Source organism: Rhizobium sp. Rhizsp82 (assembly GCF_047325115.1).
Classification (GTDB): Bacteria; Pseudomonadota; Alphaproteobacteria; order Rhizobiales; family Rhizobiaceae; genus Rhizobium.
The window spans coordinates 3,725,794-3,748,775 of the sequence record NZ_CP168570.1; the positions used below are offsets into that span (position 1 = coordinate 3,725,794).

At 61.2% G+C, this 22,982-nt stretch carries 26 protein-coding genes; 11 read left to right on the forward strand and 15 right to left on the reverse strand.

The window, feature by feature from the left end:
* Window positions 1-97: 97 nt before the first annotated feature.
* The 7 genes from ACEN84_RS23520 to ACEN84_RS23550 all read right to left on the reverse strand — a co-directional run bounded on the left by ACEN84_RS23520 (window position 98) and on the right by ACEN84_RS23550 (window position 6,833).
* The gene (locus tag ACEN84_RS23520) at window positions 98-1,066 is read right to left on the reverse strand and encodes a 2-hydroxyacid dehydrogenase (protein WP_413710088.1); all 969 of its coding nucleotides are present in this window, start codon (window positions 1,064-1,066) and stop codon (window positions 98-100) included.
* A gap of 154 nt (window positions 1,067-1,220) precedes the next feature.
* Entirely contained in the window at window positions 1,221-2,345 is a 1,125-nt protein-coding gene (locus ACEN84_RS23525) for a branched-chain amino acid ABC transporter substrate-binding protein (RefSeq protein ID WP_112711427.1), read from the reverse strand.
* A 219-nt stretch (window positions 2,346-2,564) separates the two neighbouring features.
* Window positions 2,565-2,918, reverse strand: coding sequence for a DUF6867 family protein (locus ACEN84_RS23530; protein WP_112711428.1), 354 nt, complete (start codon window positions 2,916-2,918; stop codon window positions 2,565-2,567).
* Between the two features lie 24 nt (window positions 2,919-2,942).
* Window positions 2,943-3,671: an ABC transporter ATP-binding protein gene (locus ACEN84_RS23535; protein WP_075856526.1), complete on the reverse strand. Its 729-nt coding sequence runs from the start codon at window positions 3,669-3,671 to the stop codon at window positions 2,943-2,945.
* Complete coding sequence (locus ACEN84_RS23540) at window positions 3,671-4,534, reverse strand: ABC transporter ATP-binding protein (RefSeq protein WP_413710089.1); 864 nt, start codon at window positions 4,532-4,534, stop codon at window positions 3,671-3,673. The genes ACEN84_RS23535 and ACEN84_RS23540 overlap by 1 nt, the downstream gene beginning before the upstream one ends.
* Complete coding sequence (gene livM, locus ACEN84_RS23545; RefSeq protein WP_112711430.1) at window positions 4,534-5,925, reverse strand: high-affinity branched-chain amino acid ABC transporter permease LivM; 1,392 nt, start codon at window positions 5,923-5,925, stop codon at window positions 4,534-4,536. The genes ACEN84_RS23540 and livM overlap by 1 nt, the downstream gene beginning before the upstream one ends.
* 5 nt (window positions 5,926-5,930) lie before the next feature.
* Window positions 5,931-6,833 (reverse strand): branched-chain amino acid ABC transporter permease, encoded by a 903-nt coding sequence (locus tag ACEN84_RS23550; RefSeq protein WP_075856523.1) that lies wholly within the window; start codon window positions 6,831-6,833, stop codon window positions 5,931-5,933.
* A gap of 475 nt (window positions 6,834-7,308) precedes the next feature.
* On the opposite strand from ACEN84_RS23550, the gene cysQ reads away from it, so the two are divergent.
* Both cysQ and ACEN84_RS23560 read left to right on the forward strand, forming a co-directional pair.
* Window positions 7,309-8,097 (forward strand): 3'(2'),5'-bisphosphate nucleotidase CysQ, encoded by a 789-nt coding sequence (gene cysQ / locus ACEN84_RS23555; protein WP_413710090.1) that lies wholly within the window; start codon window positions 7,309-7,311, stop codon window positions 8,095-8,097.
* A gap of 102 nt (window positions 8,098-8,199) precedes the next feature.
* The gene (locus ACEN84_RS23560) at window positions 8,200-9,237 is read left to right on the forward strand and encodes a DUF2793 domain-containing protein (protein WP_413710091.1); all 1,038 of its coding nucleotides are present in this window, start codon (window positions 8,200-8,202) and stop codon (window positions 9,235-9,237) included.
* 3 nt (window positions 9,238-9,240) lie between these two features.
* Here ACEN84_RS23560 and ACEN84_RS23565 read toward each other — a convergent pair whose 3' ends face one another.
* Window positions 9,241-9,987, reverse strand: coding sequence for a LuxR C-terminal-related transcriptional regulator (locus tag ACEN84_RS23565; RefSeq protein WP_130283983.1), 747 nt, complete (start codon window positions 9,985-9,987; stop codon window positions 9,241-9,243).
* 396 nt (window positions 9,988-10,383) lie between these two features.
* Between ACEN84_RS23565 and ACEN84_RS23570 the strand changes: the two genes are divergently transcribed.
* Complete coding sequence (locus tag ACEN84_RS23570) at window positions 10,384-10,659, forward strand: DUF1153 domain-containing protein (RefSeq protein WP_034476390.1); 276 nt, start codon at window positions 10,384-10,386, stop codon at window positions 10,657-10,659.
* 19 nt (window positions 10,660-10,678) lie between these two features.
* Here ACEN84_RS23570 and ACEN84_RS23575 read toward each other — a convergent pair whose 3' ends face one another.
* Entirely contained in the window at window positions 10,679-11,146 is a 468-nt protein-coding gene (locus ACEN84_RS23575) for a paraquat-inducible protein A (RefSeq protein WP_413710092.1), read from the reverse strand.
* Window positions 11,147-11,260: 114 nt separating this feature from the next.
* Between ACEN84_RS23575 and ACEN84_RS23580 the strand changes: the two genes are divergently transcribed.
* The 3 genes from ACEN84_RS23580 to ACEN84_RS23590 are packed head-to-tail and all read left to right on the forward strand — an operon-like array spanning window position 11,261 to window position 12,144.
* Window positions 11,261-11,539, forward strand: a complete 279-nt coding sequence (locus ACEN84_RS23580; RefSeq protein ID WP_112711435.1) for a GNAT family N-acetyltransferase — start codon at window positions 11,261-11,263, stop codon at window positions 11,537-11,539.
* 54 nt (window positions 11,540-11,593) lie between these two features.
* Window positions 11,594-11,857, forward strand: coding sequence for a type II toxin-antitoxin system ParD family antitoxin (locus ACEN84_RS23585; protein ID WP_413710093.1), 264 nt, complete (start codon window positions 11,594-11,596; stop codon window positions 11,855-11,857).
* The gene (locus tag ACEN84_RS23590) at window positions 11,854-12,144 is read left to right on the forward strand and encodes a type II toxin-antitoxin system RelE/ParE family toxin (RefSeq protein WP_413710094.1); all 291 of its coding nucleotides are present in this window, start codon (window positions 11,854-11,856) and stop codon (window positions 12,142-12,144) included. The genes ACEN84_RS23585 and ACEN84_RS23590 overlap by 4 nt, the downstream gene beginning before the upstream one ends.
* Before the next feature lie 109 nt (window positions 12,145-12,253).
* Here the strand turns inward: ACEN84_RS23590 and ACEN84_RS23595 are convergent, their stop codons facing one another.
* On the reverse strand, window positions 12,254-12,604 hold the full coding sequence (locus ACEN84_RS23595) for a flagellar export protein FliJ (RefSeq protein ID WP_112390402.1): 351 nt from the start codon (window positions 12,602-12,604) through the stop codon (window positions 12,254-12,256).
* 442 nt (window positions 12,605-13,046) lie between these two features.
* Here ACEN84_RS23595 and ctrA point away from each other — a divergent pair, with 442 nt between their 5' ends.
* On the forward strand, window positions 13,047-13,748 hold the full coding sequence (gene ctrA / locus ACEN84_RS23600; protein ID WP_112711438.1) for a response regulator transcription factor CtrA: 702 nt from the start codon (window positions 13,047-13,049) through the stop codon (window positions 13,746-13,748).
* Between the two features lie 159 nt (window positions 13,749-13,907).
* Here the strand turns inward: ctrA and ACEN84_RS23605 are convergent, their stop codons facing one another.
* Together ACEN84_RS23605 and chpT are read right to left on the reverse strand one after the other, a co-directional pair.
* Window positions 13,908-14,270, reverse strand: coding sequence for a response regulator (locus ACEN84_RS23605; RefSeq protein ID WP_112711439.1), 363 nt, complete (start codon window positions 14,268-14,270; stop codon window positions 13,908-13,910).
* 119 nt (window positions 14,271-14,389) lie between these two features.
* Window positions 14,390-15,037, reverse strand: a complete 648-nt coding sequence (gene chpT / locus ACEN84_RS23610) for a histidine phosphotransferase ChpT (RefSeq protein ID WP_112711440.1) — start codon at window positions 15,035-15,037, stop codon at window positions 14,390-14,392.
* A 189-nt stretch (window positions 15,038-15,226) separates the two neighbouring features.
* Between chpT and ACEN84_RS23615 the strand changes: the two genes are divergently transcribed.
* Both ACEN84_RS23615 and ACEN84_RS23620 read left to right on the forward strand, forming a co-directional pair.
* Window positions 15,227-15,823, forward strand: a complete 597-nt coding sequence (locus ACEN84_RS23615) for a DUF1134 domain-containing protein (protein ID WP_112711441.1) — start codon at window positions 15,227-15,229, stop codon at window positions 15,821-15,823.
* A gap of 119 nt (window positions 15,824-15,942) precedes the next feature.
* Window positions 15,943-17,097, forward strand: coding sequence for a hypothetical protein (locus ACEN84_RS23620; protein ID WP_413710095.1), 1,155 nt, complete (start codon window positions 15,943-15,945; stop codon window positions 17,095-17,097).
* Window positions 17,098-17,100: 3 nt separating this feature from the next.
* On the opposite strand, the gene ACEN84_RS23625 is transcribed toward ACEN84_RS23620, so the two are convergent.
* Together ACEN84_RS23625 and ACEN84_RS23630 are read right to left on the reverse strand one after the other, a co-directional pair.
* Window positions 17,101-17,919 carry a TrmH family RNA methyltransferase gene (locus ACEN84_RS23625; RefSeq protein ID WP_413710096.1) on the reverse strand — a complete coding sequence of 273 codons (819 nt, stop codon included), beginning with the start codon at window positions 17,917-17,919 and terminating at the stop codon, window positions 17,101-17,103.
* 3 nt (window positions 17,920-17,922) lie between these two features.
* Window positions 17,923-18,306, reverse strand: a complete 384-nt coding sequence (locus ACEN84_RS23630; protein ID WP_413710097.1) for a hypothetical protein — start codon at window positions 18,304-18,306, stop codon at window positions 17,923-17,925.
* Window positions 18,307-18,342: 36 nt separating this feature from the next.
* Here ACEN84_RS23630 and ACEN84_RS23635 point away from each other — a divergent pair, with 36 nt between their 5' ends.
* Together ACEN84_RS23635 and rpoH are read left to right on the forward strand one after the other, a co-directional pair.
* Window positions 18,343-19,377, forward strand: coding sequence for an RluA family pseudouridine synthase (locus ACEN84_RS23635; RefSeq protein ID WP_413710098.1), 1,035 nt, complete (start codon window positions 18,343-18,345; stop codon window positions 19,375-19,377).
* A 163-nt stretch (window positions 19,378-19,540) separates the two neighbouring features.
* Window positions 19,541-20,449, forward strand: a complete 909-nt coding sequence (gene rpoH / locus ACEN84_RS23640; RefSeq protein WP_112711446.1) for an RNA polymerase sigma factor RpoH — start codon at window positions 19,541-19,543, stop codon at window positions 20,447-20,449.
* Window positions 20,450-20,521: 72 nt separating this feature from the next.
* Here rpoH and ACEN84_RS23645 read toward each other — a convergent pair whose 3' ends face one another.
* Window positions 20,522-22,969, reverse strand: coding sequence for a hypothetical protein (locus tag ACEN84_RS23645; protein ID WP_413710099.1), 2,448 nt, complete (start codon window positions 22,967-22,969; stop codon window positions 20,522-20,524).
* Window positions 22,970-22,982 lie beyond the last annotated feature (13 nt).

Sequence of the window (22,982 nt, forward strand, 5' to 3'; positions counted from 1 at the left end):
GCCACGAGTCATCTCCCCACCTGTGGGGGAGATGCCCGGCAGGGCAGAGGGGGGCGGACTTGCTCAGAGCCTACCGCCTACCCGTCTACCGAAACCCTCAAACCACCCGATCCGCAGGCTCCCTGCCCTCGAAGAACGCGGTGACATTATCCACCACCTTCATCCCCATCGCCGTCCGCGTCTCCTCCGTCGCGCTGCCGAGATGCGGCAGAAGGACGACGTTTTCCATCGCCTTCAGCTTCTCCGGCACCTGCGGCTCCGCCTCGTAGACGTCGAGCCCGGCCCCACGGATCACACCGGTCTGCAGAGCCGCAATCAGCGCCGTCTCGTCGACGACATCGCCGCGCGCCGTGTTGATCAGGAACGCGCCCTTCTTCATCGCCGCAAAGCGCGCCGCATTCATCAGGTGCCGGTTTTCGGCCCCACCCGGGCAATGCAGCGAGACGAAATCGGCGGCGCCGAGCACGTCCTCGACGGTCGCAAGCTGACGGGCGCCGTAACGGGCGGCCTCGGCTTCATCGACCTTCGAGCGATTGTAGAAGACGACATCCATGCCGAAGCCGAAATGGCAGCGCTGGGCGAAAGCCTTGCCGATGCGGCCGAAGCCGATGATGCCGACGGTCTTGCCCGAGACCTTGGTGCCGATCATGTGGGTCGGGCACCAGCCCTTCCATTCGTCGGCGCGGATCTGGCGCTCGCCCTCCCCGCCGCGGCGCGCGACGGTAAGCAGCAGCAGCATGGCGATATCGGCAGTGCAGTCGGTCAGCACGCCCGGCGTATTCGTCACGGCAATGCCCTTGGCCTTGGCGGCCGCGACGTCGATGTGATTGTAGCCGACGCCGAAATTCCCGAGGATTTTCGCGCGCAGATCGCCCTCGAAGACGGCGGCCGGCAGCTTGTCGGAGACGGTCGGCAGCACCGCGTCGTAGTCGGCGAGCGCCTGGCGCAGCTGATCGGCGGTCATCGGCAGGTCAGCTTCGTTGAGGGTGACGTCGAAACGCTCGGCAAGAGCGGCTTCGGCGGCGGCAGGCCAGCGGCGGGTGACGAGAATGCGCGGTCGGGACATCGAAATTTCCGTTTCTGAATTCTGGCAGGGCGTGAAAGCTAGCCCATCGCATCAGGATTGAAAACGTCACTCCGGCGCAGAACCGTCGCCAAAAACAAAGAAGCCCGGTCGAAACCGGGCTTCTTCTAAACGGTCGGAACCGTGCAAGCGATGCTTACTTCGCGGCCTGCGGGAAGTAGCTGTACTTGCCGTCCGGGCCCTTCTTCCATTCGTACATGATGTAGCCCGGGAGCTTCGGGTCGCCCTTTTCATCGAAGGACATGTCGCCGAGAACGGTCGGGAACGGACCCTTTTCCTTCATGGCCTTGGCAACGGCTTCCGGATCGTTAGAACCAGCGGCCTTTGCAGCGCCTGCGATCGACTGCATCGCAGCGTAGGAGTAGAGGGTGTACGCTTCCGGGTTGAAGCCGGCAGCCTTGAACTTCTCGACGAGGTCCTTGTTGGCCGGGTTCAGCGTCGGATCCGGGCCGAAGGTGTTCAGCGTGCCTTCGACAGCGTCGCCAGCGATCGAAGCCAGTTCGTTCGAAACGATACCGTCACCCGATACGAGCGTTGCCTTCAGGCCCTGGTCCTTTGCCTGGCGGATGATGAGACCAGCTTCGGTGTGCAGACCACCCCAATAGATGATCGAAACGCCAGCTTCCTTCATCTTGGCGATGAGGGCGGAGAAGTCCTTGTCGCCGACGTTGATGCCTTCGTAGACGGCTTCGGTGATACCAGCGGCATTCATGGCCTTCTTGGTTTCGTCAGCGAGGCCCTGGCCGTAAGGCGTCTTGTCGTGAACGACAGCGATCTTGGCGTCCTTGAAGTGGTCGGCAAGATACTTGCCGGCAATCGCGCCCTGCTGGTCGTCACGGCCGCAAGTACGGAACGTGTTCCAGAGACCACGCTCGGTGAACTGCGGGTTGGTCGCAGCCGGGGTGATTTCGAGGATGCCGTTTTCAGCGTAGACTTCAGAAGCCGGGATGGAGACGCCCGAGTTGAAGTGACCGACGACAAACTTGACGCCGTCAGCAACGAACTTGTTGGCGACCGAGATGCCCTGCTTCGGGTCGGAGACGTCGTCGCCGAGCTCGACCTTGATCTGCTCGCCGTTGATGCCGCCAGCAGCGTTGATGTCAGCAGCTGCCTGTTCGGCACCCTTCTGAAGCTGAGCACCGAACGCAGCGTTCGGGCCGGTCAGCGGACCACCAACACCAACCAGCAGGTCAGCGCGAGCGGCGTTGCTGAAAGCAACCATAGCCGTCAGAGCCACTGCCGACAGAAGATACTTCTTCATGTTTTTACTCCCAATTTTTGGGCGGGTTCCGGTCCAAACCCAAGCGCACTACCCACCAATAACTGCGCCGGGGAAAGCTGTTCCTCTCTGGGGGCATGAACCGGCTGCTTTACGCTTTGCCGGCCTGGGCCATGCCCTTCGATTTTTTATCAGTGGCGGATTTCCGTTTGCTTCCGGGCACCGCCGCTGAGGCAATTCATGCCTAGTTTCAACGGGCTGTCAATGTTTGTTCTTCCACGAAAACGCGGAAGTTTTTTCGTACAGCCAGTAATAGTTGTTGACCATCTGATTGGTGCGGCGGAAGCGGAAGCCGGCCGTCGAGAAGACGAGCAGCAGCACGAAATCGATGATGTAGTAGAAGCCGCTCAGCATCGGGCCGTTGAACAGCGCGTGATGCAGGAACTGCATCACCCAGGCGAGCAGGAAGGTATAGGCGATCACCAGCGGGTAATCGCTCCAGCCCTCGGCTGCGGCCTTGCCGGCGCGCCATGCGGTCCAGAAACCGATGAGCATGACCAGCGCGCGGATGACGGTTCTGACGCCCATGTCCGGTTCGAAGAAAAGTCCCTGCATATCAAAGTCTCCCTTCTGCCCGGATCAATGCCGTCCGCCTTCGAGATAGGCGGCACGGACTTCGGGATTGGCGAGAAGTTCCTTGCCGGAACCGCTCATCGTCACCTTGCCGTTCACCATCACGTAGGCGCGATGCGAAAGCTTGAGGGCAGCAAATGCGTTCTGCTCGACGAGGAAGACGGTCAGGCCTTCGGTTTCGTTGAGCTTCTTGATCGCCTCGAAGATGCCCTTGACGATCAGCGGCGCGAGGCCGAGCGACGGCTCGTCGAGAAGCAGCAGCTTCGGACGCGCCATCAGCGCACGGCCGATCGACAGCATCTGCTGTTCGCCGCCCGAAAGCGTGCCGCCGCGCTGCGTCTGGCGTTCCTTCAGGCGCGGGAACATGACGAAGATCTTCTCGAGATCCTCGTGGAAATACTTGAGGTTATCGAGGCCCGCGCCCATCTGCAGATTTTCCAGCACGGTCATGCGCGGGAAAATACGGCGTCCTTCCGGAGACTGGGCGATGCGCAGACGCGCGATTTCGTGCGTCGGCATCTTGGTGATGTCGCGGCCGTCGAAGGTGATCGAGCCGGTGCGCGCCTGCGGGCTGCCGCAGATCGTCATCATCAGCGTCGACTTGCCGGCGCCGTTGGCGCCGATCAGGCTGACGATCTCACCCTTGTTCACTTCGACATCGATGCCGGCGAGAGCGCGGATATTGCCGTAATAGGTCTCGACGCCCTGAACCTTGAGAAGCTGTTCCCCGGCCATCAGTGTGCGCCCCCTTCTACGGTCGCGATGACCTCTTCAACTTCTTCGTCTTCGACACCGAGATAGGCCGCGATGACCTTCGGGTCGTTCTTCACGTGTTCGGGCGTGCCGTCGGAGATCTTCTGGCCATATTCGAGAACGACAACGTGGTCGGAAATCTCCATGACCACCGACATGTCGTGCTCGATAAGCAGGATCGAGGTTCCGGTATCGGCGCGGATGCTGCGCAGCAGCTCGTTGAGTGCCAGCGATTCGCGCGGGTTGAGGCCGGCCGCCGGCTCGTCGAGGCAGAGCAGCTCCGGACCGGTGCACATGGCGCGGGCGATTTCCAGGCGGCGCTGGGCGCCGTAGGGCAGATCGCCGGCCGGGTCGTCGGCGCGATCGATCAGATCGGCCTTTTCCAGCCAGTAGCGGGCAAGCTCGATGGAGGCTGCCGCTTCCTTCTTGTAGCCGCCGATGCCGAGCAGGCCGAGGATCGTGTAACCCGAGGCCTTCATCAGCTTGTTATGCTGGGCGACGAGCAGGTTTTCCAGGACCGTCAGACCCGAGAACAGGCGAATGTTCTGGAAGGTACGGGCGACCTTGGCTTCCTTGGTGATGCGGAAGTCAGGCAGGCGCTCGAGCAGATACTGCTTTCCGCCCTTCTGGTTCATGGTGATCATGCCCATCGTCGGCTTGTAGAAGCCGGTGATGCAGTTGAACACGGTGGTCTTGCCTGCGCCGTTCGGGCCGATCAGCGCAGTGATATCGCCGCGCTTGGCTTCGAAGGACAGATCGTTGATGGCCATCAGGCCGCCGAACTTCATCGACAGGTGCTCGACCTTGAGCAGGCTATCGTTGGACATCGTTTCTACAGGGCTCATCAGCCGTGGCCCTCCTTGGTGAAGCTTCCGGATACCGCCTTGCGCTCCTTGAGGAAGGCGGTCGGTTCACGCGAGCCGACGAAACCGCGCGGCTTGAACAGCATGACCACGACCATGGCCAGGCCGAAGAGCAGCATGCGGTAGAGTTCCGGCGTGAAATCGGGGCCGAAGACGACCTTCAGGAAGTCCATTTCGCGCAGCACTTCCGTGCCGCCGACCATGACGACGGCCGCAATGGCGATACCGGTCAGCGAACCCATGCCGCCGAGAACGACGATGGCAAGGATGACGGCCGATTCCAGGAAGACGAAGGATTCAGGCGAGACGAAGCCCTGACGCGCTGCGAAGAACGAGCCGGCGAAACCGCCGAACATGGCGCCCGTCGCAAAGGCGGTGAGCTTGGTCGTGACCGTGTTGATGCCGAGCGAACGGCAGGCGATTTCGTCTTCGCGCAGAGCTTCCCAGGCGCGGCCGATCGGCATGCGGCGAAGCCGGATGGTGACGTAGGCCGTGATCAGGCAGAGCGCCAGGATCAGATAGAACAGGAAGATCTTGTAATAGGCGGACGACATCGGCAGACCGAGCAGCTTGGCAAAGCCGCCGGCGGATGCATCGAACGGAATGCCGAACAGCGTTGCCTTCGGAATACCGGAGATACCAAAGGTACCCTTGGTCACGTCGGTCCAGTTGATGAGGACGAGACGGATAATTTCACCGAAGGCGAGCGTCACGATGGCGAGGTAGTCGCCGCGCAGACGCAGGACCGGGAAGCCGAGGATGATGCCCCAGAGAGCGGCAAAGATGCCCGAAAGCGGCAGCAGAACCCAGAAGGACAGGCCGAAATAGCTGGAGAGCAGCGCGTAGGAATAGGCGCCGACCGCGTAGAAGGCGACATAGCCGAGGTCGAGAAGACCGGCAAGACCGACGACGATGTTCAGACCCCAGGCCAGCATCACGTAGATAAGGATCTGGATACCGAAGTTGTCGACCCACTTCAGCGAGCCCTGTGCGCCGACCAGCGCATAGATCACCATCGGGTAGAGCAGCAGCGCCACCAGAGCGATCTTCAGGAAATGCGTGTGGAAGAAGCCCTTGTCCGTCGAGATATCGAGCTCGCCGTGCTTTGCCTTGGCAAGTTTGCGGCGGTTGATGTTCGGCTGGACGAAGACGACCATGATGAAGCGGCCGATGGCGGCGATTGCGACGAAGATCGCAAGCAGGCCCCAGCGCTGGACGATGATCAGTTCGTTATTGATGTTCTGCTGCGTGCCGAGACCGACATAGAGAACGAACAGGCCGAGCGAGACGAGACCGGTGAAGAAAGCTTCACGGATACCCTTCTGGACAAGCCCGGCCTCGGGCTTGCCTGCGGAAGTTTCGATGTTTGCCATGACGTTTATACCTTCTCGACTTCCGGCCGTCCGAGAATACCGGTCGGCTTGAAGATCAGGACGAAAGCCAGGATCGCGAAGGTCGCGACGTCCTTGTAGGCGATGGTGAAATATGCGGACCAGAGCGACTCGATGAGGCCGATCAGCAGACCACCGAAGACTGCACCCGGCAGCGAGCCGATACCGCCGAGAACGGCAGCCGTAAACGCCTTGACGCCAGGGGTGAAGCCATCCGTGAAGGACGCAACGCCATAATACATCAGGTACATCGTACCGGCGACGGCAGCGAGCGCGGCGCCCATGATGAAGGTGATGGAGATCGTCTGGTCGACATTGACGCCGAGAAGCGCCGCCATCTTGCGGTCCTGCTCGGTGGCGCGCTGGGCGCGGCCGAGCGCCGTGCGGTTCACGAGGTACCAGAAGGCAGCCAGGAGAACGACGGTGATGACGATGATGATGATCTGCTTCAGCGAGACCGAGATACCGCCGATATTATAGACCGAACTTACCAGCGGCGGGATCGGCTTGTTGCGCGGGCCCTGCGTCACCTGGATGAAGTTGGAAAGCGTGATCGACATGCCGATCGCGGTGATCAGCGGCGCCAAGCGGAACGAACCGCGCAGCGGACGGTATGCAACTCGCTCGATCGTCCAATTCCACAAACTCGTCATCAGCATCGCAACAACAAGCATCGCCAGCAGAAGAACTGCTACCGGAAGACCTGCAAAGATGGATGTGAGAACGAGAAAGACGATAAGAGCAGCGAAACCACCGAGCATGAAGACATCGCCATGGGCGAAATTGATCATGCCGACAATGCCGTAAACCATCGTATAGCCAATAGCGACGAGACCATAGATGGATCCAAGAGTCAGCCCATTGAAGAGCTGCTGGATAAAGTACTCCATATGTCATTTCCCCTGGATGCGAACCAACATGGCTGCATCTCTTTTTGGTTAGGGCTCCGCTTTTAAATCGGAACCTCGTAGCCGCATGCATAGCGCTTTCAGGGAAAATGTGAAGACAAAAAGGCTTTACTGAGTCAGATTCTTGCTCAACTGCGCTTAAATGGCGCGATACAAATCAAAATCCACACGAAAAAGGCATTATATGACAAAAATTTAGCCAAACCGCGCCTGTGGATTAACCATTGCGGCAATTCGGTGGCAGTCATCATTTCCGATTTGCGAATGCTATTCCACAAGACTGGAATTCGAAGCAAATTCTGACCAGCTAAAACGCGAGCCGGTGAAAACTATTCCAGGCCACCGCCTTTGACTGCGACGAGCAGGAAAAATGCAAAACTCTGGCCTCATCCCTATATTTGCGGCTATAGTTGCCGCTTCGCCGGGTTCGCTTCCCGGCCCCAAACCGCAAGAGCCGATGCTATCGACATTCGAAAATGCAGCCCTGGAAGCAGGACGGAAGATCATCGAGATATTCCGCGCCGGATGCACTGTCTCGACCAAGGCCGATGCCACGCCGGTGACGCTCGCCGATCATGAGGCCGAGATCATCATCCTGGCGCATCTGAGCCGCGACTTCCCCGACATTCCTGTCATCGCCGAGGAATCGGTGGCCGCGGGACATGTGCCTGACATCGCCGGCCGCGCCTTCTTCCTTGTCGATCCGCTCGATGGCACGCGCGAGTTCGTCGACAAGCGCAAGGAATTCACGGTCAATATCGCCTATATCGAAAACGGCGTACCGCTGGCGGGCATCGTCTACGCCCCTGCCCTCGGCGTCGCCTTCGTCGGCGAATCGGGCAGCGCCGAAAAGCTGCATGTCGGCGACGACTTCACCGTTGACCGCCGCGAGAAGATCGCCGTGCGCGACGAGCCGGAGCATCGCCTGGCGCTCGCCAGCCGCTGCCACAACAGCCCGGCCACCGACAGCTTCCTGAAGAAGCACGCCATTTCCGAATGCACCAATATCGGTTCTTCGCTGAAATTCTGTCTGCTCGCCGAGGGCAAGGCCGATGTCTATCCGCGCTTCACCCGCACGATGGAATGGGACACGGCCGCAGGTGACGCGGTACTGCGGGCCGCGGGCGGCACGACGCTGACGCTGGACGGCGAGCCTCTCGGCTACGGCAAGCCCGGCGATCCGGATTTCGTCAATCCGGATTTCATCTCCTGGGGCAGCCGCAAGCGGGCGCTGCAGCGCGCATAGGCAAGGCCGAAATGGCTTGGAGATCAGCGGGAAGCGAACCTTGCCCTCCCCGCGCATCTGAGCGGACATAAGATCAGCGGCACCGCTATGGAGGCCGCATGCATGTCCGACATGACAGTCAATCTCGCCCTTCCCTATATCCTGCCGTCGCAGGCCCAGAAGCACGTCACCCATAACGAAGCGCTGCAGCTGATCGACGCCGTGACCCAGCTGACGATATCAGCCGAAGCGTCAGCCGCGCCGGAAGACCCGGCCGAAGGCGCCTGCTATCTCGTCTCTGCTGGTGCAACCGGCACCTGGTCCGGTAAGGACGGCCGTCTCGCCTTCCGGCAGGACGGCGCCTGGATCTACATTCTGCCGCGCGATGGCTGGCGGGCCTATTTCGCCGCCGTATCGAGGCTCCGCATCTTCGCCGCCGGCGTCTGGAGCGATCTGGTGCCGCCGCCACCGGCAAGCCTGCCGCTTCTCGGCCTGAACGCCAGCGCCGACGCACAGAACCGGCTGGCCGTCGCCTCCCCCGCCAGCCTCTTCAATCACGAGGGCCACGGCCATCAGGTGAAGGTCAACAAGGCATCCGCTGCCGAAACGGCCTCGCTGCTCTTCCAGTCCAACTGGTCTGGCCGGGCCGAGATGGGGCTTGCCGGAAATGATGAATTCGCAATCAAGGTCAGCGGTGACGGGTCTGCCTGGGAAACGGCGCTGTCGATCGCCGCAGGTGGCATCGTCAAGACCCCTGCCCGCCCGGTCGCCCGCGGCGCACTGGCGGCGGCGACCACGACGCCCGGCAACAACACCCGCACCGGCTTCAATGCGCTGCATGTGCAGCAGGGCGGTTTCTCGCTCGGCGCGGCTGTCCCCTCTGGCAGCGGCAACCGGCTGACGGTTCCGGCCTCGGGTCTCTACCTGCTGATTCTGTCGGTGAGCACCGTGACGAGCTCGGCTTATGGCGCGCGGCTGGAAGCCAATGGCAGCACGGCGCTTGCGGCGATCGCCGGTCCGGCGACCACCGTCGCATCAAGACAGACGGCCTTCGGCCTCGCCCAGCTTACCGCCGGCGACTGGCTGTCGATCCTGCATACGGGAACGGCGCAATATAAGTTCGGCGCCGGAGAAACGGAGATCAGTGCGATCCTGCTCTAAGGATCAGAGCAGGCGGTAGCGGAGCGCACGGGCGACGGCCTGCATGCGATTGACCGAATCGAGCTTGCGCATCGCGCTCTTCAGATAGCCGACGACGGTATGCGACGAGAGATCGAGAATGATGGCAATCTCGTCGCTGCTTTTTCCAGCAGCCGACCAGCGCAGACATTCGATTTCTCGACGCGTCAGCGTTTCCGCCGGCCCTTCTTCACCGCGATTGGCAATGCTGAACCGGTCAAGCGCCTGCATCGCCGCGAAGAAAAGTGCCATCTGCTCTTCATATTCGAGCGCAGCGCGCGTTCCGGAGAATGCAAAGATGTACTGTTTTAGATCAGCGTCATGCAGCGAAAAGCCGAAAGTTGCCTGCAGGCCATGCATCTGGAAGACCGCGTTCAACCGGCGGTTTTCAATATTTGCAGCCGCGCCGCCAAAAGTTCCCGCATTGCAATAGACCGGGATGATCGTGTGCTTCAGCGCGTTAACCAGCTCGCTGCAGTAAAACATGTCGGCCTCTTCATAGAGGTTGACGAGCGTCTGCGGCCAGTTGCTGGCAATGCGGTTTTCGACAAAGGAGGTGGCGTCGCCGCGCGGGAAGGATGCAATAAGGAAAAAATCGAAGCCCGCTTCCTTGGTCATGCGCTCAAGGCTGCGCTTGAACTCGATCTTGAGATCGCCTTGGCGGGCGGTGGTAGAAAGCGAAAAAGCGTTATCGTCTGCGCAGTTACGCACTGCGCGCTCACGTCTCGTCATCTCTTATGTCCTCAACCGCGCGCGCCTGCCCAGCTCTCGCACCGGCAGGCCATCCACGGCGCCGGAAACAGCAAAAGAAAGCCGCGAAGCCCCGCGTCGGTGTGACGGGAGCTGCAAACACTATTCTTTGACTGATACTGCGAGAAGAACGGAGACGATGTCTTGCGCTCATTCTTAATGTTGCAGCGCTTATAAATCTTCCCGCGAAATATAGATATTATTTATTACGCATGGGAGCCATGCAGCCGGCTCAAATTGACGTAACGGAAGTTCGTCCCGGGGTGGGTAGCTCCGGCACTTAAAGTTGTTATCAAAGTCTTACGATCAGTTTAGGCAATTTTTAAATGTGACGGGCTAGAGTGCCATCTGTGGTCTTGAGTTGTGTAGAGAGTCCCAATGACCGAAATGATACGACCCCGAGTAAAATATGTCATCGGCCCCGATGGCAGCCCGCTTACGATTGCGGACCTTCCCCCGCCGAATACCCGGCGCTGGGTGATCCGTCGCAAGGCTGAGGTTGTCGCGGCAGTTCGCGGTGGCCTGTTGAGCTTGGAAGAAGCGTGCGAGCGTTACACGCTCACCGTTGAGGAATTCCTGTCCTGGCAGTCGTCGATCAGCAGCCACGGCCTTGCCGGCCTGCGCACGACGCGTATCCAGCAGTACCGCCACTAATCGCCGCAAGGCAACGACATTACTTCGGGCCGGACGCATTCTCGCTAAGAGAATGAAGAAGGCCCGAAATTATTGTCGACGCGGCGTAGCACCAGAGGCCGGGCTGGGTGAAAGCATCCGCAAGCCCCGTCGTCTTTGCCGCCGCAATCACGACCGCCACCAATAAAACGTCCATCATTGACCACTTGGACAGGTGAGGTACGGCGTGACGATAAAACCAGCTGCCGGTTCCGCCGCCGGCCGCTGTCGCCTCAACGGCGAGACTGACAATCTTGCAGACCGGCAGAATGATCGACACGAGAACGACGATCGCCGCAAGCAATGCATCGCCGCCGCTCCACAGCGAAGCGATGATCCCGATCAGCGACGGCGTCTTGTCGAAAAAGTAAAGCGTCTCGAAGCGGATCAGCGGCAGCACCAGCCCAAGCGCCAGAAAGAACGGCGCCGCAACCAGAAGCACCGGCTTTATCCACGCCAATCTCGCCATCAATCCCTCTCCCCCGTCAATCCGATGAACACTGCGTCGCCACCCGCCCCGGCTTGTGAGCCCCTGCCCGTCATGCCACGTTCGGGCAACGCAACTCTTTCGGAGGACAATAGAATGGATATCCGCAACGAAGAAAATGCCTCGGGCGGCCGTTATGTCGCTGAAGTCGAGGGACACGAGGCCGAAATGAGCTATTCCCGCACCTCGCCGAAGCTCGTCATCATCGACCACACCGGAGTTCCCGATGCACTGCGCGGCAAGGGCGTCGGCCAGGCACTCGCCCTGCACGCCGTCGAGGAAGCCCGCAAGGGCGGCTGGAAGATCTTCGCGCTCTGCCCTTTCTTCAAGGCACAGTCCCAGCGCCACGAAGAATGGCGCGATGTCGTGAACTGAGAGGCATTTGGCAAACGCCCGTCCACCGATTATCCTGACATCAAGAGGTGACCGATGGCTCGCTTAACAATATCGCTTTCCGATCAGCAGAGTGACTGGGTCGAAAGCCGCGTCAGCAAAGGCAACTATGCCAATGCTGAAGACTATCTGCGCGACCTGATCCTGATGGACCGGGCGCAGCAGGGCGAGACGCTGTCGGTCACCGAACTTCAGGACATCGTCGCCGCGTCGCGGGCAAGCGGCACCGGCAAGCGAAGCGTGGATGAGATTTTCGCCGAGGCGGAAGCGCTCGCTGCGCGCCGCACCGGTGCCTCTTGAGCCGATATGTCTTAACCGCACGCGCCGAGCGCGACCTCCTCACCATTTTTCTGCAAAGCATCGAGCTCTTCGGCGTGCCTCAGGCGAGGCGCTACCGGGACAGCCTGAAGAACTGTTTCGAATTGATCGCCGGCAACCCCGATATGGGACGGCCCGCCAGCAGGATTGGCGAGGGTGTCAGGCGCCACGAGCACCAAAGCCACATCATTCTTTATGACAAGGTTAGCGAAGGCGTGCGCATCCTGGCGCTGGTTCCGTCGAAAAGCGTCCGTCTTCTGAAACTCTGACGGTCAAAAAACACCAAAAGCCACGTATGACGGACTGAGGCCCATCATACGTGGCTTTTTCTTCGGCGATTCCCCAGGATGCCGGTGACGGCATCCATCGCCAGCTTGATTACGCCCGTGCGCGAATTGCGCCGTCACGCTCCTCGAGGGCGGCTGCGCGGGCATATTCTGCCTGCATCTCCTCGAGCGCCTGTTCCAGAGCTTCTTCCTGCATCTTCAGTTCCTTGATCGAAACCTGAAGATTGTCGGCGCGCTGACGAGCGGCCTTGGCGAAGGTCGGGTAGGCGAAGTGATTCGGATCGGAAATGCCGGACTTCTTCTCTTCGACGACGATCTGGCTTTCCAGATCCTTCGTCATCCGTTCGAATTCCGACATCATCATCTGCAATTGCTGCAGCTGACGTCGTTTTTCGTTCACCTGAAATTCCTTCAGGCGAACTAGGCTCTCACGCGACTTCATACGCATTACTCCAGTGATGCGAGACCCCGGCTCTACTAAATTGCCCCTTGCGCACCGCTTTGAGACGGTCTGCCCAAAAAATTTCCGTCGGTATTAACAAAAACCTACCGCTGGTAACCTTTCGTTTACGGGCATCGTTAATGATAGGCCCGATGATTTAAGGCTCGGTAAACATCACTACGCGATTTCCGAAACCTTTTCATTGCTGAGTCGAATGAATCGCTTAGCGGCCGTTCTTAATGTAAAAGTTAAGGATTCGGCCTTGCGGATTCTCGTTGGAAAACAGCGGAATGGACAAAATATTTAATAAATTCGTTACCCCTTGCCAGAGTGGAATAGAATTTGTTAACCATTTCGTGGCAGCTTCCAAATCACGCAGTGACATATTTCGGTATCGCGTAGGGGGCCAGACCACCTTTCGGCGGCGGTAAAGGGGATAATAATGCGGGTACTACTGATTGAAGACGACAGCGCGACAGCGCAGAGCATCGAACTGATGCTCAAGTCCGAGAGTTTTAACGTTTACACCACCGATCTCGGTGAAGAAGGCGTCGACCTCGGCAAACTGTATGATTACGACATCATCCTTCTCGATTTGAACCTTCCCGACATGTCCGGATATGAAGTGCTTCGCACTCTCCGCCTGTCCAAGGTCAAGACACCGATCCTCATCCTCTCGGGTATGGCCGGCATCGAAGACAAGGTCCGCGGTCTCGGCTTCGGCGCCGACGACTACATGACCAAGCCGTTCCACAAGGACGAGCTCGTCGCCCGCATCCACGCCATCGTCCGCCGTTCGAAGGGCCACGCTCAGTCGGTCATCATGACGGGCGAGCTCATCGTCAACCTCGACGCCAAGACCGTCGAAGTCGGTGGCCAGCGCGTTCACCTGACGGGCAAGGAATACCAGATGCTGGAGCTGCTTTCGCTCCGCAAGGGTACCACCCTCACCAAGGAAATGTTCCTGAACCACCTCTATGGCGGCATGGACGAACCGGAACTGAAGATCATCGACGTCTTCATCTGCAAGCTGCGCAAGAAGCTCGCGAATGCTGCCGGCGGCGCCAACTACATCGAAACCGTCTGGGGCCGCGGCTATGTGCTGCGCGAGCCCGATGGCAGCGAATACGCCGAAAGCGCCTGATACCGAACCCCCTTTACCAATTCAGAAATCCCGCCCTTCCGGCGGGATTTTTTTGTTTGTGCGGGCCGTAAAGTGGCAGGGTTCTGCCACGGCATGGGCACACGCAGAAATGCTCGGGACAGGCCCGAGCATCGTAAGAACTTGAAATGGAGAAGAGAATTAGGCGGCGATCGCCCGGTTGCCGAAGACGGCGGTCAGGATCTTGCGGTCGAATGGCTTCAGCAGGAAGTCGGTCGCCCCTGCCCGCTTTCCGGCCATCAGCTTCTTCAGATCGGCTTCGATGACGCAGTAATAGATCTTCACTTCCTTGCCGCCATCCATGCCGCGGATGGTGGTGATCAGCTCGAGGGCGCCCTCGATGCCGGAATCGACGATGAGGTAATCGGGCAGTTCCGTCTGGCAGGCCGACAGCGCTTCGGAAGCGTTTGACGCCTCGCTGACCAGGAAATCGAGTTCGGACAGGATACGCTTTCCGACCTTGCGAACGACGTCCGAACTGTCGGTGATCATGAAACGCTGCATGACTGCTCCTTCGCCCCACTTCTGTCCCGGTGGCGCTTCCTCAGCCTGAAAGGATAGGTCGATTAGGCTAAGGAAGTCTTACCGAGAAAGAGACAAACTGCTCTCATGCAACCGTAACGTTAGGCCGCAGCGATTTCGGCTGTAAAAATAATCTCTTCGCCGGTTGCCGAATGGCCGAGCTGCATGCCGCATTCCTCGGCGAGCAGGACGGTGTAATAGGGCTGGATCGAGTGGGCATCGACAGCCTCTTCGACATGGCCGGAAGCGATCTCGACGAATTTCGGCGGCATGCGCATCAGCTTGCCCTTGGCGACGAGCTTGAACTTGGCGTCGAATTCCGGATTTTCCAGCGTGATCTCGATCGAGCCGCCGCGCGGGATCGAGGAGTAGGCAACGAGGAACAGGTTCAGCAGCAGCTTCACGCGGTTCTTGGCGACGATGGCGCGCGGGCCAGTCCAGGTGACCTCGGTCTTCTTCTCGGCGGCCGCGAAATCCTTGGCGGCGCGCTCGGCTTCGCCCGTGTCGATCGACGCGCCGACGGAGCCGGAGGCACCGAAGGCAAGACGGGCGAACTTGAGGCGGACGGAGGCGTTCAGCGCGCTGGTGCGGATTAGATCCATGGCATCGGCATCGGCACCGCCCTCATCGAGCAGTTCCAGGCCGTTGTTGATGGCGCCGACGGGCGAGATGACGTCATGGCACACGCGGCTGCAAAGAAGAGCAGCCAGGTCCGGGCCGGTCAAAGTAAGATTTGGGTTCTTGGACATCATCGTCTCCTGATGGCGAATACTTCATTCCGCCATATCTTGCCTGATCAAAATTGCACGAAGTTTGCGCCCGTACTCGGCGCCATAATGACACCATATTTGGTAAACCGATTGTTAAGACGATCGGAGCAAAATGCGTCAATTGCCGGAAACGGCTCATTGAACCGACCATGATGAACGGATGACACCATGCACCTTCAATCCCCAGGAAGATTTATGGGCTTCTGCCGGCTTATTGTCGCGCTGACCATTTCTGCATTCATGCTCTCCTCGCAGCAGGCGGCCGCCCAGCAGGCCAACAGCAGCCAGTACACCGTGCAGGAGATCGTCGACGCCGGCCACTCCTTCTTTGGCTCCACCAGCGGCGGCCTCGCCAAGGTTGTCGAAGCCGCCTTCCAGAAATACGGCCTGCCGAACGGCTATATTCTCGGCCAGGAAGGCTCTGGCGCCTTCATCGCCGGCCTGACCTATGGCGAGGGCCAGCTCAACACCAAGAATGCCGGCGAGCATCCGCTGTACTGGCAGGGTCCGTCGCTCGGCATCGACTACGGCGGCCAGGGCACCCGCGTCATGATGCTGGTCTACGACCTTCCCTCGATCGACAGCATCTATGCCCGTTTCGGCGGCGTTAGCGGGCAGGCCTTCGTCATCGCCGGCTTCGGCATGACGCTTCTTAAGAACAACAATGTCCTCGTCGTACCGATCCGTACCGGCGTCGGCGCACGCCTCGGCGTCAACGTCGGCTACCTGAAGATCACCCCCGGCCCGACCTGGAACCCCTTCTGATAATGGAGTGGACGGCGGGATTCTTGCCCGCCGTCACCCATCCGCCACTTGCCGCGCGCGCATCGCGTGCGTAATCATTGGCGCGAAGCAAATCACTTTCTGGAAGCATTGACCGCGCCGTGATCGAATACGCTCTTCTATTCGGGCTGGGTTTTCTGACAGCGGCCTTCCTGGTCTTCCTGGTTTCCCCCGCCATCCACCGCCGCATCGTCTGGTATACGGAAAACCGGATGAAGGCGACGATGCCGCTGAGCCCGCAGGAAGTGCGCGCCCAGAAGGATATGGTCCGCGCCCTCTACGCCGCCGACAATGCCCGCACCACGCAGGATCTTGCCCGCGAGCGCGAGAAGTCGCTGTCGCTGCAGCTGCGCCACGATTCGCTGGCGCTCGATGCCGGCCGGCTGGCCGCCGAGATCAGCACCCTGCAGGGCCAGATCAGCGATCTCAACGTCGAGGCCGCCGAACTGCGCTCGCATCTGCGCAAGGACGAGAACTATATCAGCCAGCTGAAGACCAGCCTGCACATTGCCGAGCAGTCGAGCTCGCAGAAGGAAGGCGAACTCGAAGCGCTGCGCAGCCGCCTGAACAAGCTTGCCGAACAGTCCGACAACCTGAAGATCGACATGGCGGCTCGCGAAACCGAGATCGAAAGCGTGAAGTTCCGCGCCAATGCGCTGCGCGACGAGCGCGATACGCTGCGCCAGGACGTCAACCTCCTGCAGAAGCGCGCCAAGGATGCCGAGCAGAAGCTGACCCAGCAGGAACACATGGTGATCCGCCTGGAAGACAAGGCAGCCCGCGAAACGGCATCCGCTTCCGACAAGGAAACGCTGCTCACCCGCCGCCAGCAGGAAATCGCCAAGCTGAAGGAACAGCTGAAGGGCGCCAATTCCGAACTTCGTAAGGCAAGCCGCGCCATGCGCGACGCCGGCGTTTCCGGCTCGCTGCTGAACGCCCTGCCCGATGCACCACCGGCCGAGCCGGAAGAGAGCATCGATCCTGCCGCCGTTGCCGCAAGGCTGGCAGACGATGTCCGCACCCGCAGCGCCGACGTCTCCGACCGCATCCTCAAGGCCAAGACCGTCACCGGCAAGGATAGCGCGCTGCGCGAAGAGATCGCCTCGATCGCCGCCAAGGTGGTGGCGCTGACGGCATTGAAGGAAGGCGAGACCTCGCCGATCCGCAAGCTGCTGCCTGAAACCGCCGAGACCGGCGCTCAGGACCGCCTCAATCTCGCCGGCCGCGCCGCCGCGATCCTCACCGAAGACAAGTAAGCGTCAGATCCGCTTGGCGACAGACGCCATGGAAAACAGCGCGATCCCGGTTGCCGTCGCGACGTTCAGGCTGTCCAGCCCTTCGGACTGCGGAATGCGGGCGCTGCGGAAGCGTGCGAGAATCTCCGCCGGCAGCCCCTCCCCCTCGGTTCCCGCCACCAGCGCCATGCGCGGCGACGCCGGGATGTCGCGGATATCGACGGTGCCGCGCGGCGACAGCGTCCAGATATCGAAGCCGCGTTCCGCGAGCCCGCTCAACAGGCCCAGCGCCGAACCGCTGCGCTCGTAGGGAACGCTGAGCACCGAACCGACCGAGACGCGCAGCGCCTTGCGGTAGAGCGGATCGCAGGAGGTTTCGTCGAGGAAGATCGCATCGGCCTTGAAGGCCGCCGCATTGCGGAACATCGATCCGGCATTGTCGTGATTGGAAATGCCGCATCCGGCAATCACCAGCGCCTGTTCCGGCAGCCGGTCGAGGAGGCTCGTCTCGGGCGAAAGCTTCCGGCCGAGCGCCAGCACGCCGCGATGCAGGTGAAAGCCGACAATGCCATCGAGCGTTTCGGCTTCGGCAATATAGACCGGTACATCGTCAGGGAATTCGGCAACGATATCGGCAACGCCTGCCGCGCGGTTGGCGAGCAGCAGGATCTTTTCGGCGGCGAACGTGCCGCGGCGATGCGCCTGCGCCAGCATGCGCAGCACGACGGTGCCCTCGGCGATGAACCGTCCCTGCCGCCCCGTCAGGTCCCGCTCGCGGATCTCGCGGAACTCCGCGATCCGCGGATCCGCGGCATCAACGATCATGACGGGAGCGGCCGCCATGGCTCAATTGCCGGCGACGGTGATATCGGCGACGGTATGGCCCGTCTTGGTATCGACGACGATCGCCCGGTGCTTGCCATCGGCGCCCTGGCCGTAGAACAGGATTTGGCTGCCCGAAAGCGAGGTCGACTGAACCGCAAAGCCTGAAGGCAGCGTGACTGTGCCGCTGACCGGCGAACCCGACGGCACGCCGTTCGAGGCAACGGGTGCGCTACCCGCAGGTTCCGTCCGCGTCACCTTGTAGACAACGGCGCCGAAGACCGCCATAAGGCTCACAAACATGATGGCGCCCGAGACGATCTGCAGGCGAACCATCTTGCGCCGGACATTTTCCATTGCCGGATCAAGGGGCTTTTCTTCCTGGTCGTCTATCTCGATTTTCGTCATTACGGCGTCCTATGAATTCCTCGGAGAAGAAGCGTCTTGAGCGACCCCTTTAAACAAGCATCCGGCATTAGGAAAGTCCTGACGGCAGACGAGAGCGCCGAAGGCCGCCTCGATGCCTGGCTGACGGCCCAGCTCGGCGCCGAATTTTCGCGCAGCCGCGTCAAGGTGCTGATCAAGGACGGAATGCTGACGGTCAACGGCGCTCCGGCCGCCGATCCGCAGAAGAAGGTGAAGCCCGGCGAGACCTACGAGATCCTGTTGCCCGAGCCTGAGGACCCGGAACCCAAGGGCGAGGACATCCCGCTCGACATCCTCTTCGAGGACGACGACGTCATCGTCATCTCCAAGCCGTCGGGCCTCGTCGTCCATCCGGCCGCCGGCAACTGGACCGGCACGCTGGTCAATGCGCTGATCCACCATTGCGGCGAGAGCCTTTCCGGCATCGGCGGCGTCAAGCGCCCCGGCATCGTCCACCGGCTGGACAAGGATACGACGGGCGTGATGATCGTGGCAAAGAACGACGTCGCCCATCGCCATCTGTCGCTGCAATTCGCCGATCACGGCCGCACCATGCCGCTCGAGCGCGCTTACCAGGCGATCGTCTGGGGCCGTCCGCCGACGCTGAAGGGCACGATCGACGCACCGCTCGGCCGCGGCACCGCCGACCGCACCCGCCGTGAAGTGAAGCGCGCCGGCAATCAGGAAGCTGACGAGGCGATCACCCATTACGAGGTGCTGGAGCGCTTTCACGAGACGTCGAACGCGCTGTCGCTGGCCTCGCTCGTCGAGTGCCATCTCGAAACCGGGCGCACGCATCAGATCCGCGTCCACATGGCCCATATCGGCCACCCGCTGCTCGGCGATGCCGTCTATGGCGGCGGCTTCAAGACCAAGGCGAACCTCCTGCCCGATGATGCCCGCAAGGTCGTCAATGGCTTCAAGCGTCAGGCTCTCCACGCCTATATGCTGCAGTTCGAGCATCCCCGGACCGGTGAGATCATGCGCTTCGAGGCGCCGCTGCCTGATGATATGATGGAGCTTGTCGAGGCTCTTCGCGGGGCGTCTCTATAACGCCTTCGTGAAGACCCCTCTGGCCTTGAACCCCTGTTCGGCCATACTTATCTGTATATGGACTTAGTGCGGGCTCTAGTTTGAGGCGCACGTCCCGGTTTGCCTTTATCGACGCGGGGACGCGTTCCATCGGGAACCGGAATCTATATAGGAGGGTGCAATCATGGCCCGTAACAACCTGCCATCCATTACGGCCGGCGAAGCCGGTCTTAACCGTTACCTCGACGAAATCCGCAAGTTCCCGATGCTGGAACCCCAGCAGGAATACATGCTCGCCAAGCGCTATGCCGAACATGGCGACCGCGATGCTGCGCACAAGCTCGTCACCAGCCATCTGCGCCTCGTTGCGAAGATCGCAATGGGCTATCGCGGCTATGGCCTGCCGATCGGCGAAGTCGTCTCCGAAGGTAACGTCGGCCTCATGCAGGCCGTGAAGAAGTTCGACCCGGAACGCGGCTTCCGCCTGGCAACCTATGCCATGTGGTGGATCAAGGCCTCGATCCAGGAATATATCCTGCGTTCGTGGTCGCTCGTGAAAATGGGCACGACCGCCAACCAGAAGCGTCTGTTCTTCAACCTGCGCCGCCTGAAGGGCCGCCTCCAGGCGATCGACGATGGCGACCTGAAGCCGGAACACGTCTCCGAGATCGCGACCAAGCTCAACGTCTCCGAGGAGGAGGTCGTATCGATGAACCGCCGCCTGTCTGGCGACGCGTCGCTCAACGCCTCGATCAAAGCGTCCGAAGGCGATAGCGGCCAGTGGCAGGATTGGCTGGTCGACGATCACGACAGCCAGGAAGAAGTGCTCATCGAGCAGGACGAACTCGACACCCGCCGCCGCATGCTGTCCAAGGCAATGAGCGTGCTGAACGACCGCGAACGCCGCATCTTCGAGGCACGCCGCCTCTCCGACGATCCGGTGACGCTGGAAGACCTGTCGTCCGAGTTCGACATCAGCCGCGAGCGCGTCCGCCAGATCGAAGTCCGCGCCTTTGAAAAGGTCCAGGACGCGGTCCGCAAGGAAGCGCTGGAAATGGCCAAGGCCGTCCGCGTGGTCGAAGCCACCGCCTAAGGCGCAAGCGTCAAGACAAACGAAAAGGCGGGTCGATGACCCGCCTTTTTTGTTTCTGCGATGCGCCTCGCCTTACTGGCTGGTGCTGACGTCGCCGAGCGTGCCCCAGTCGCGGATCGCGGTGGTGAACGCCTGGGCGCCGGTCGAGCCCTTCTGCATGGTGATCAGGGCGCGGCGGCCGTTGCGGTAGGTGATCGGGATATCGATCCAGTCGCGGGTGGCGAGCAGATCAAGGTTCGACTTGCGGGCATCCGGATAGTCGTTGAGCGCGATCATGTGGAAGTCGTCGGTGATCTTGGCGGGCACCGCGATCAGCGCGTCGCCGCGATCCTGCTCCGTGCGCTTCATCGAGATGCGCTGGACGCTGTCGATCTTGCCGCCTTCGAAATTCGGCGGCACCGAGAAGACAATCTCGACCAGATGGCTGGCGGGCAGCGACGGGTCGGAATTGCGCTTGAAGGTGACGAGGGCCGAGAGATTGCGCTCGGGAACGGTGACGTTGCCCTGAACGGTCGCGACGTCCTTGCCGCTTGCATCCTTCTCGTGCTGGACGCTCCAGACGACCGAGCCCTGGATCGCCGTCGGCGAGCTCTGGCCGATGCGCTCTTCATAGAGGAACATCTTTTCCGAAGCGCCGACCGGCGCGGTCACCTGCGGCTGCGCGGCCGCGGCATCGCCTGCAGCCGGCGGCTGGGCAGCGGCCGGATCCGTCTGGGCGGCCGGTTGCGCCGGAGCCTGGGCCGGTGCGGAAGAAGCAATGCTCTGCTGCGCGACGGACTTGCCTTCGGCAGTCGGCGTTGCGGCGGCGGTCGCCGGGCCGGCATCGGTTTCGGTGCCGTCGGCCATCAGGCGCTGGTTGAACTTGTTGGTGACGGAGGCGCCGTCATCGAGCGCAGCAACCTGCTTGTTGGCGTCGGCGGCAGGTGCTGCCGAGCTGCCATTGGCGGCCGGTGCCGCAGTGCCAGACGCAGGAGGCGTCGTTGCCGACGGCGTGGTGCTGGCGGCAGGCGCGGTCGTCTCGGCGGTCTTCGGCGCCGAGCTGATCAGGCCGTTGACCATGGCGTTCAGCTGGTCGCGGTTCATCCATGCGGCATAGCCGGCACCGCCGAGAACGGCGAGCACCAGGACGATGCCGATGATGCGGCCGAGGCCGAAGCGGCGGCGCTTCGGCTCCATGCGGAAATTCTTGTTCTGCAGCTTGGCAGCGACGATCTGGTCGATATCGGCAACCGGAGCCGTATCGTCATCGTCATTGGCAACGGAACCACGGCGGCCGTAGCCACGCAGCGCTTCGGCTTCCTTCCACTCGCTGCCGGGAACATCCGGCGCGGGCTGCTGCGGCTTGTTGCCGTGCACTTCGGAAAACAGATCGGAATCGTCTGCGCGCGCCTGGGCGTTGTCGGCCTTCTTCGGCGCATCGATCGGCGGCAGGTCGTCGAAAGCTGCGGCCTCCCACGAGAAGCCCTCGTTGGCAGCGGGCATCTTCGCCGCTTCAGGCGCGGTCTGCAGGCCAGACAGCGCTTCCTCGAAGGCGCGCGCACCGGCGTCCGCCGAAGCGGCAGGGGCGAGGCCCGAGAAATTGTGCAGTTCCTGGTCGGCCCAGACGGTATCGGCATCCTTCGGCGGCTCTGCCGGCGTCTCCGCGGCTGGCTCGTTCCATACGGGATCGAAGCGCGCGGCGGCTTCGCTCTGCAGCGGCTCTTCCTGCGTCTGCTCGACGAATTCCTGCGGCTTTTCGAAAGAAGCGAAGGGCTCTACCAGCCGGTTGGCCGGATTGTATTCGCTTGCCCGCACCGGCTCGACGGCTTCCACCGGCTCCGGCTCAACGACAGGCTCTTCATACACGGCCGGTTCGGCAGCGTGATATTCAGGCTCTGCGGGCTCTTCGTGATGCGGCGCCGGCCAGGCTTCGGTGGGCGCATCCTCGACAGGCTGCTGCCACGGTGCCTGTTCGGCATGGACTTCAGGCTCGGCGTGAACCTCCGGCTCAACGTGAACTTCAGGCTCCGCGTGAACGTCATGCTCTGCGCGAACTTCCGGCTCGGCATGAACCTCGGGCTCGACAGCATGCACCGGCTCATCGTGATAGACGGCCTGTGGCTCTTCATAAGCGGGTTCAGCGGCAACCGGCTCTTCGTAAACCGGATGCTCTTCGTGAGCGACTTCCTCGACCGGCTCGGCAGCCGACTCGACGGCATGCTCCTCGGCGGCGGCAACCGGCTTTTCAGCCGGAGCGGCGGGCTCTTCGTAATGCGGCTCTGGCGCGGCCTCTTCGGCAACGACCGCGGCGGCTGCCTCATCGGGCAGCGCCTCGGCATGTTCGGCCTCGACTTCGCGAATGGCGGCATCCAGCTTTTCAAGCTGCCGTTGCAGCATCGCTTCCGGCGGACGCGGTTTCATGTTTTCGAGCTGCCGCTGCACTGCGCCGCGGGCACGCTCGTAAACCTTCACCCGCATCTCGGGGGTATTCTCGGTCAGACCGTCAACGGCCCGCCGGATGACTGCAATAAAATCCGCCATTCGTACTTTCTCA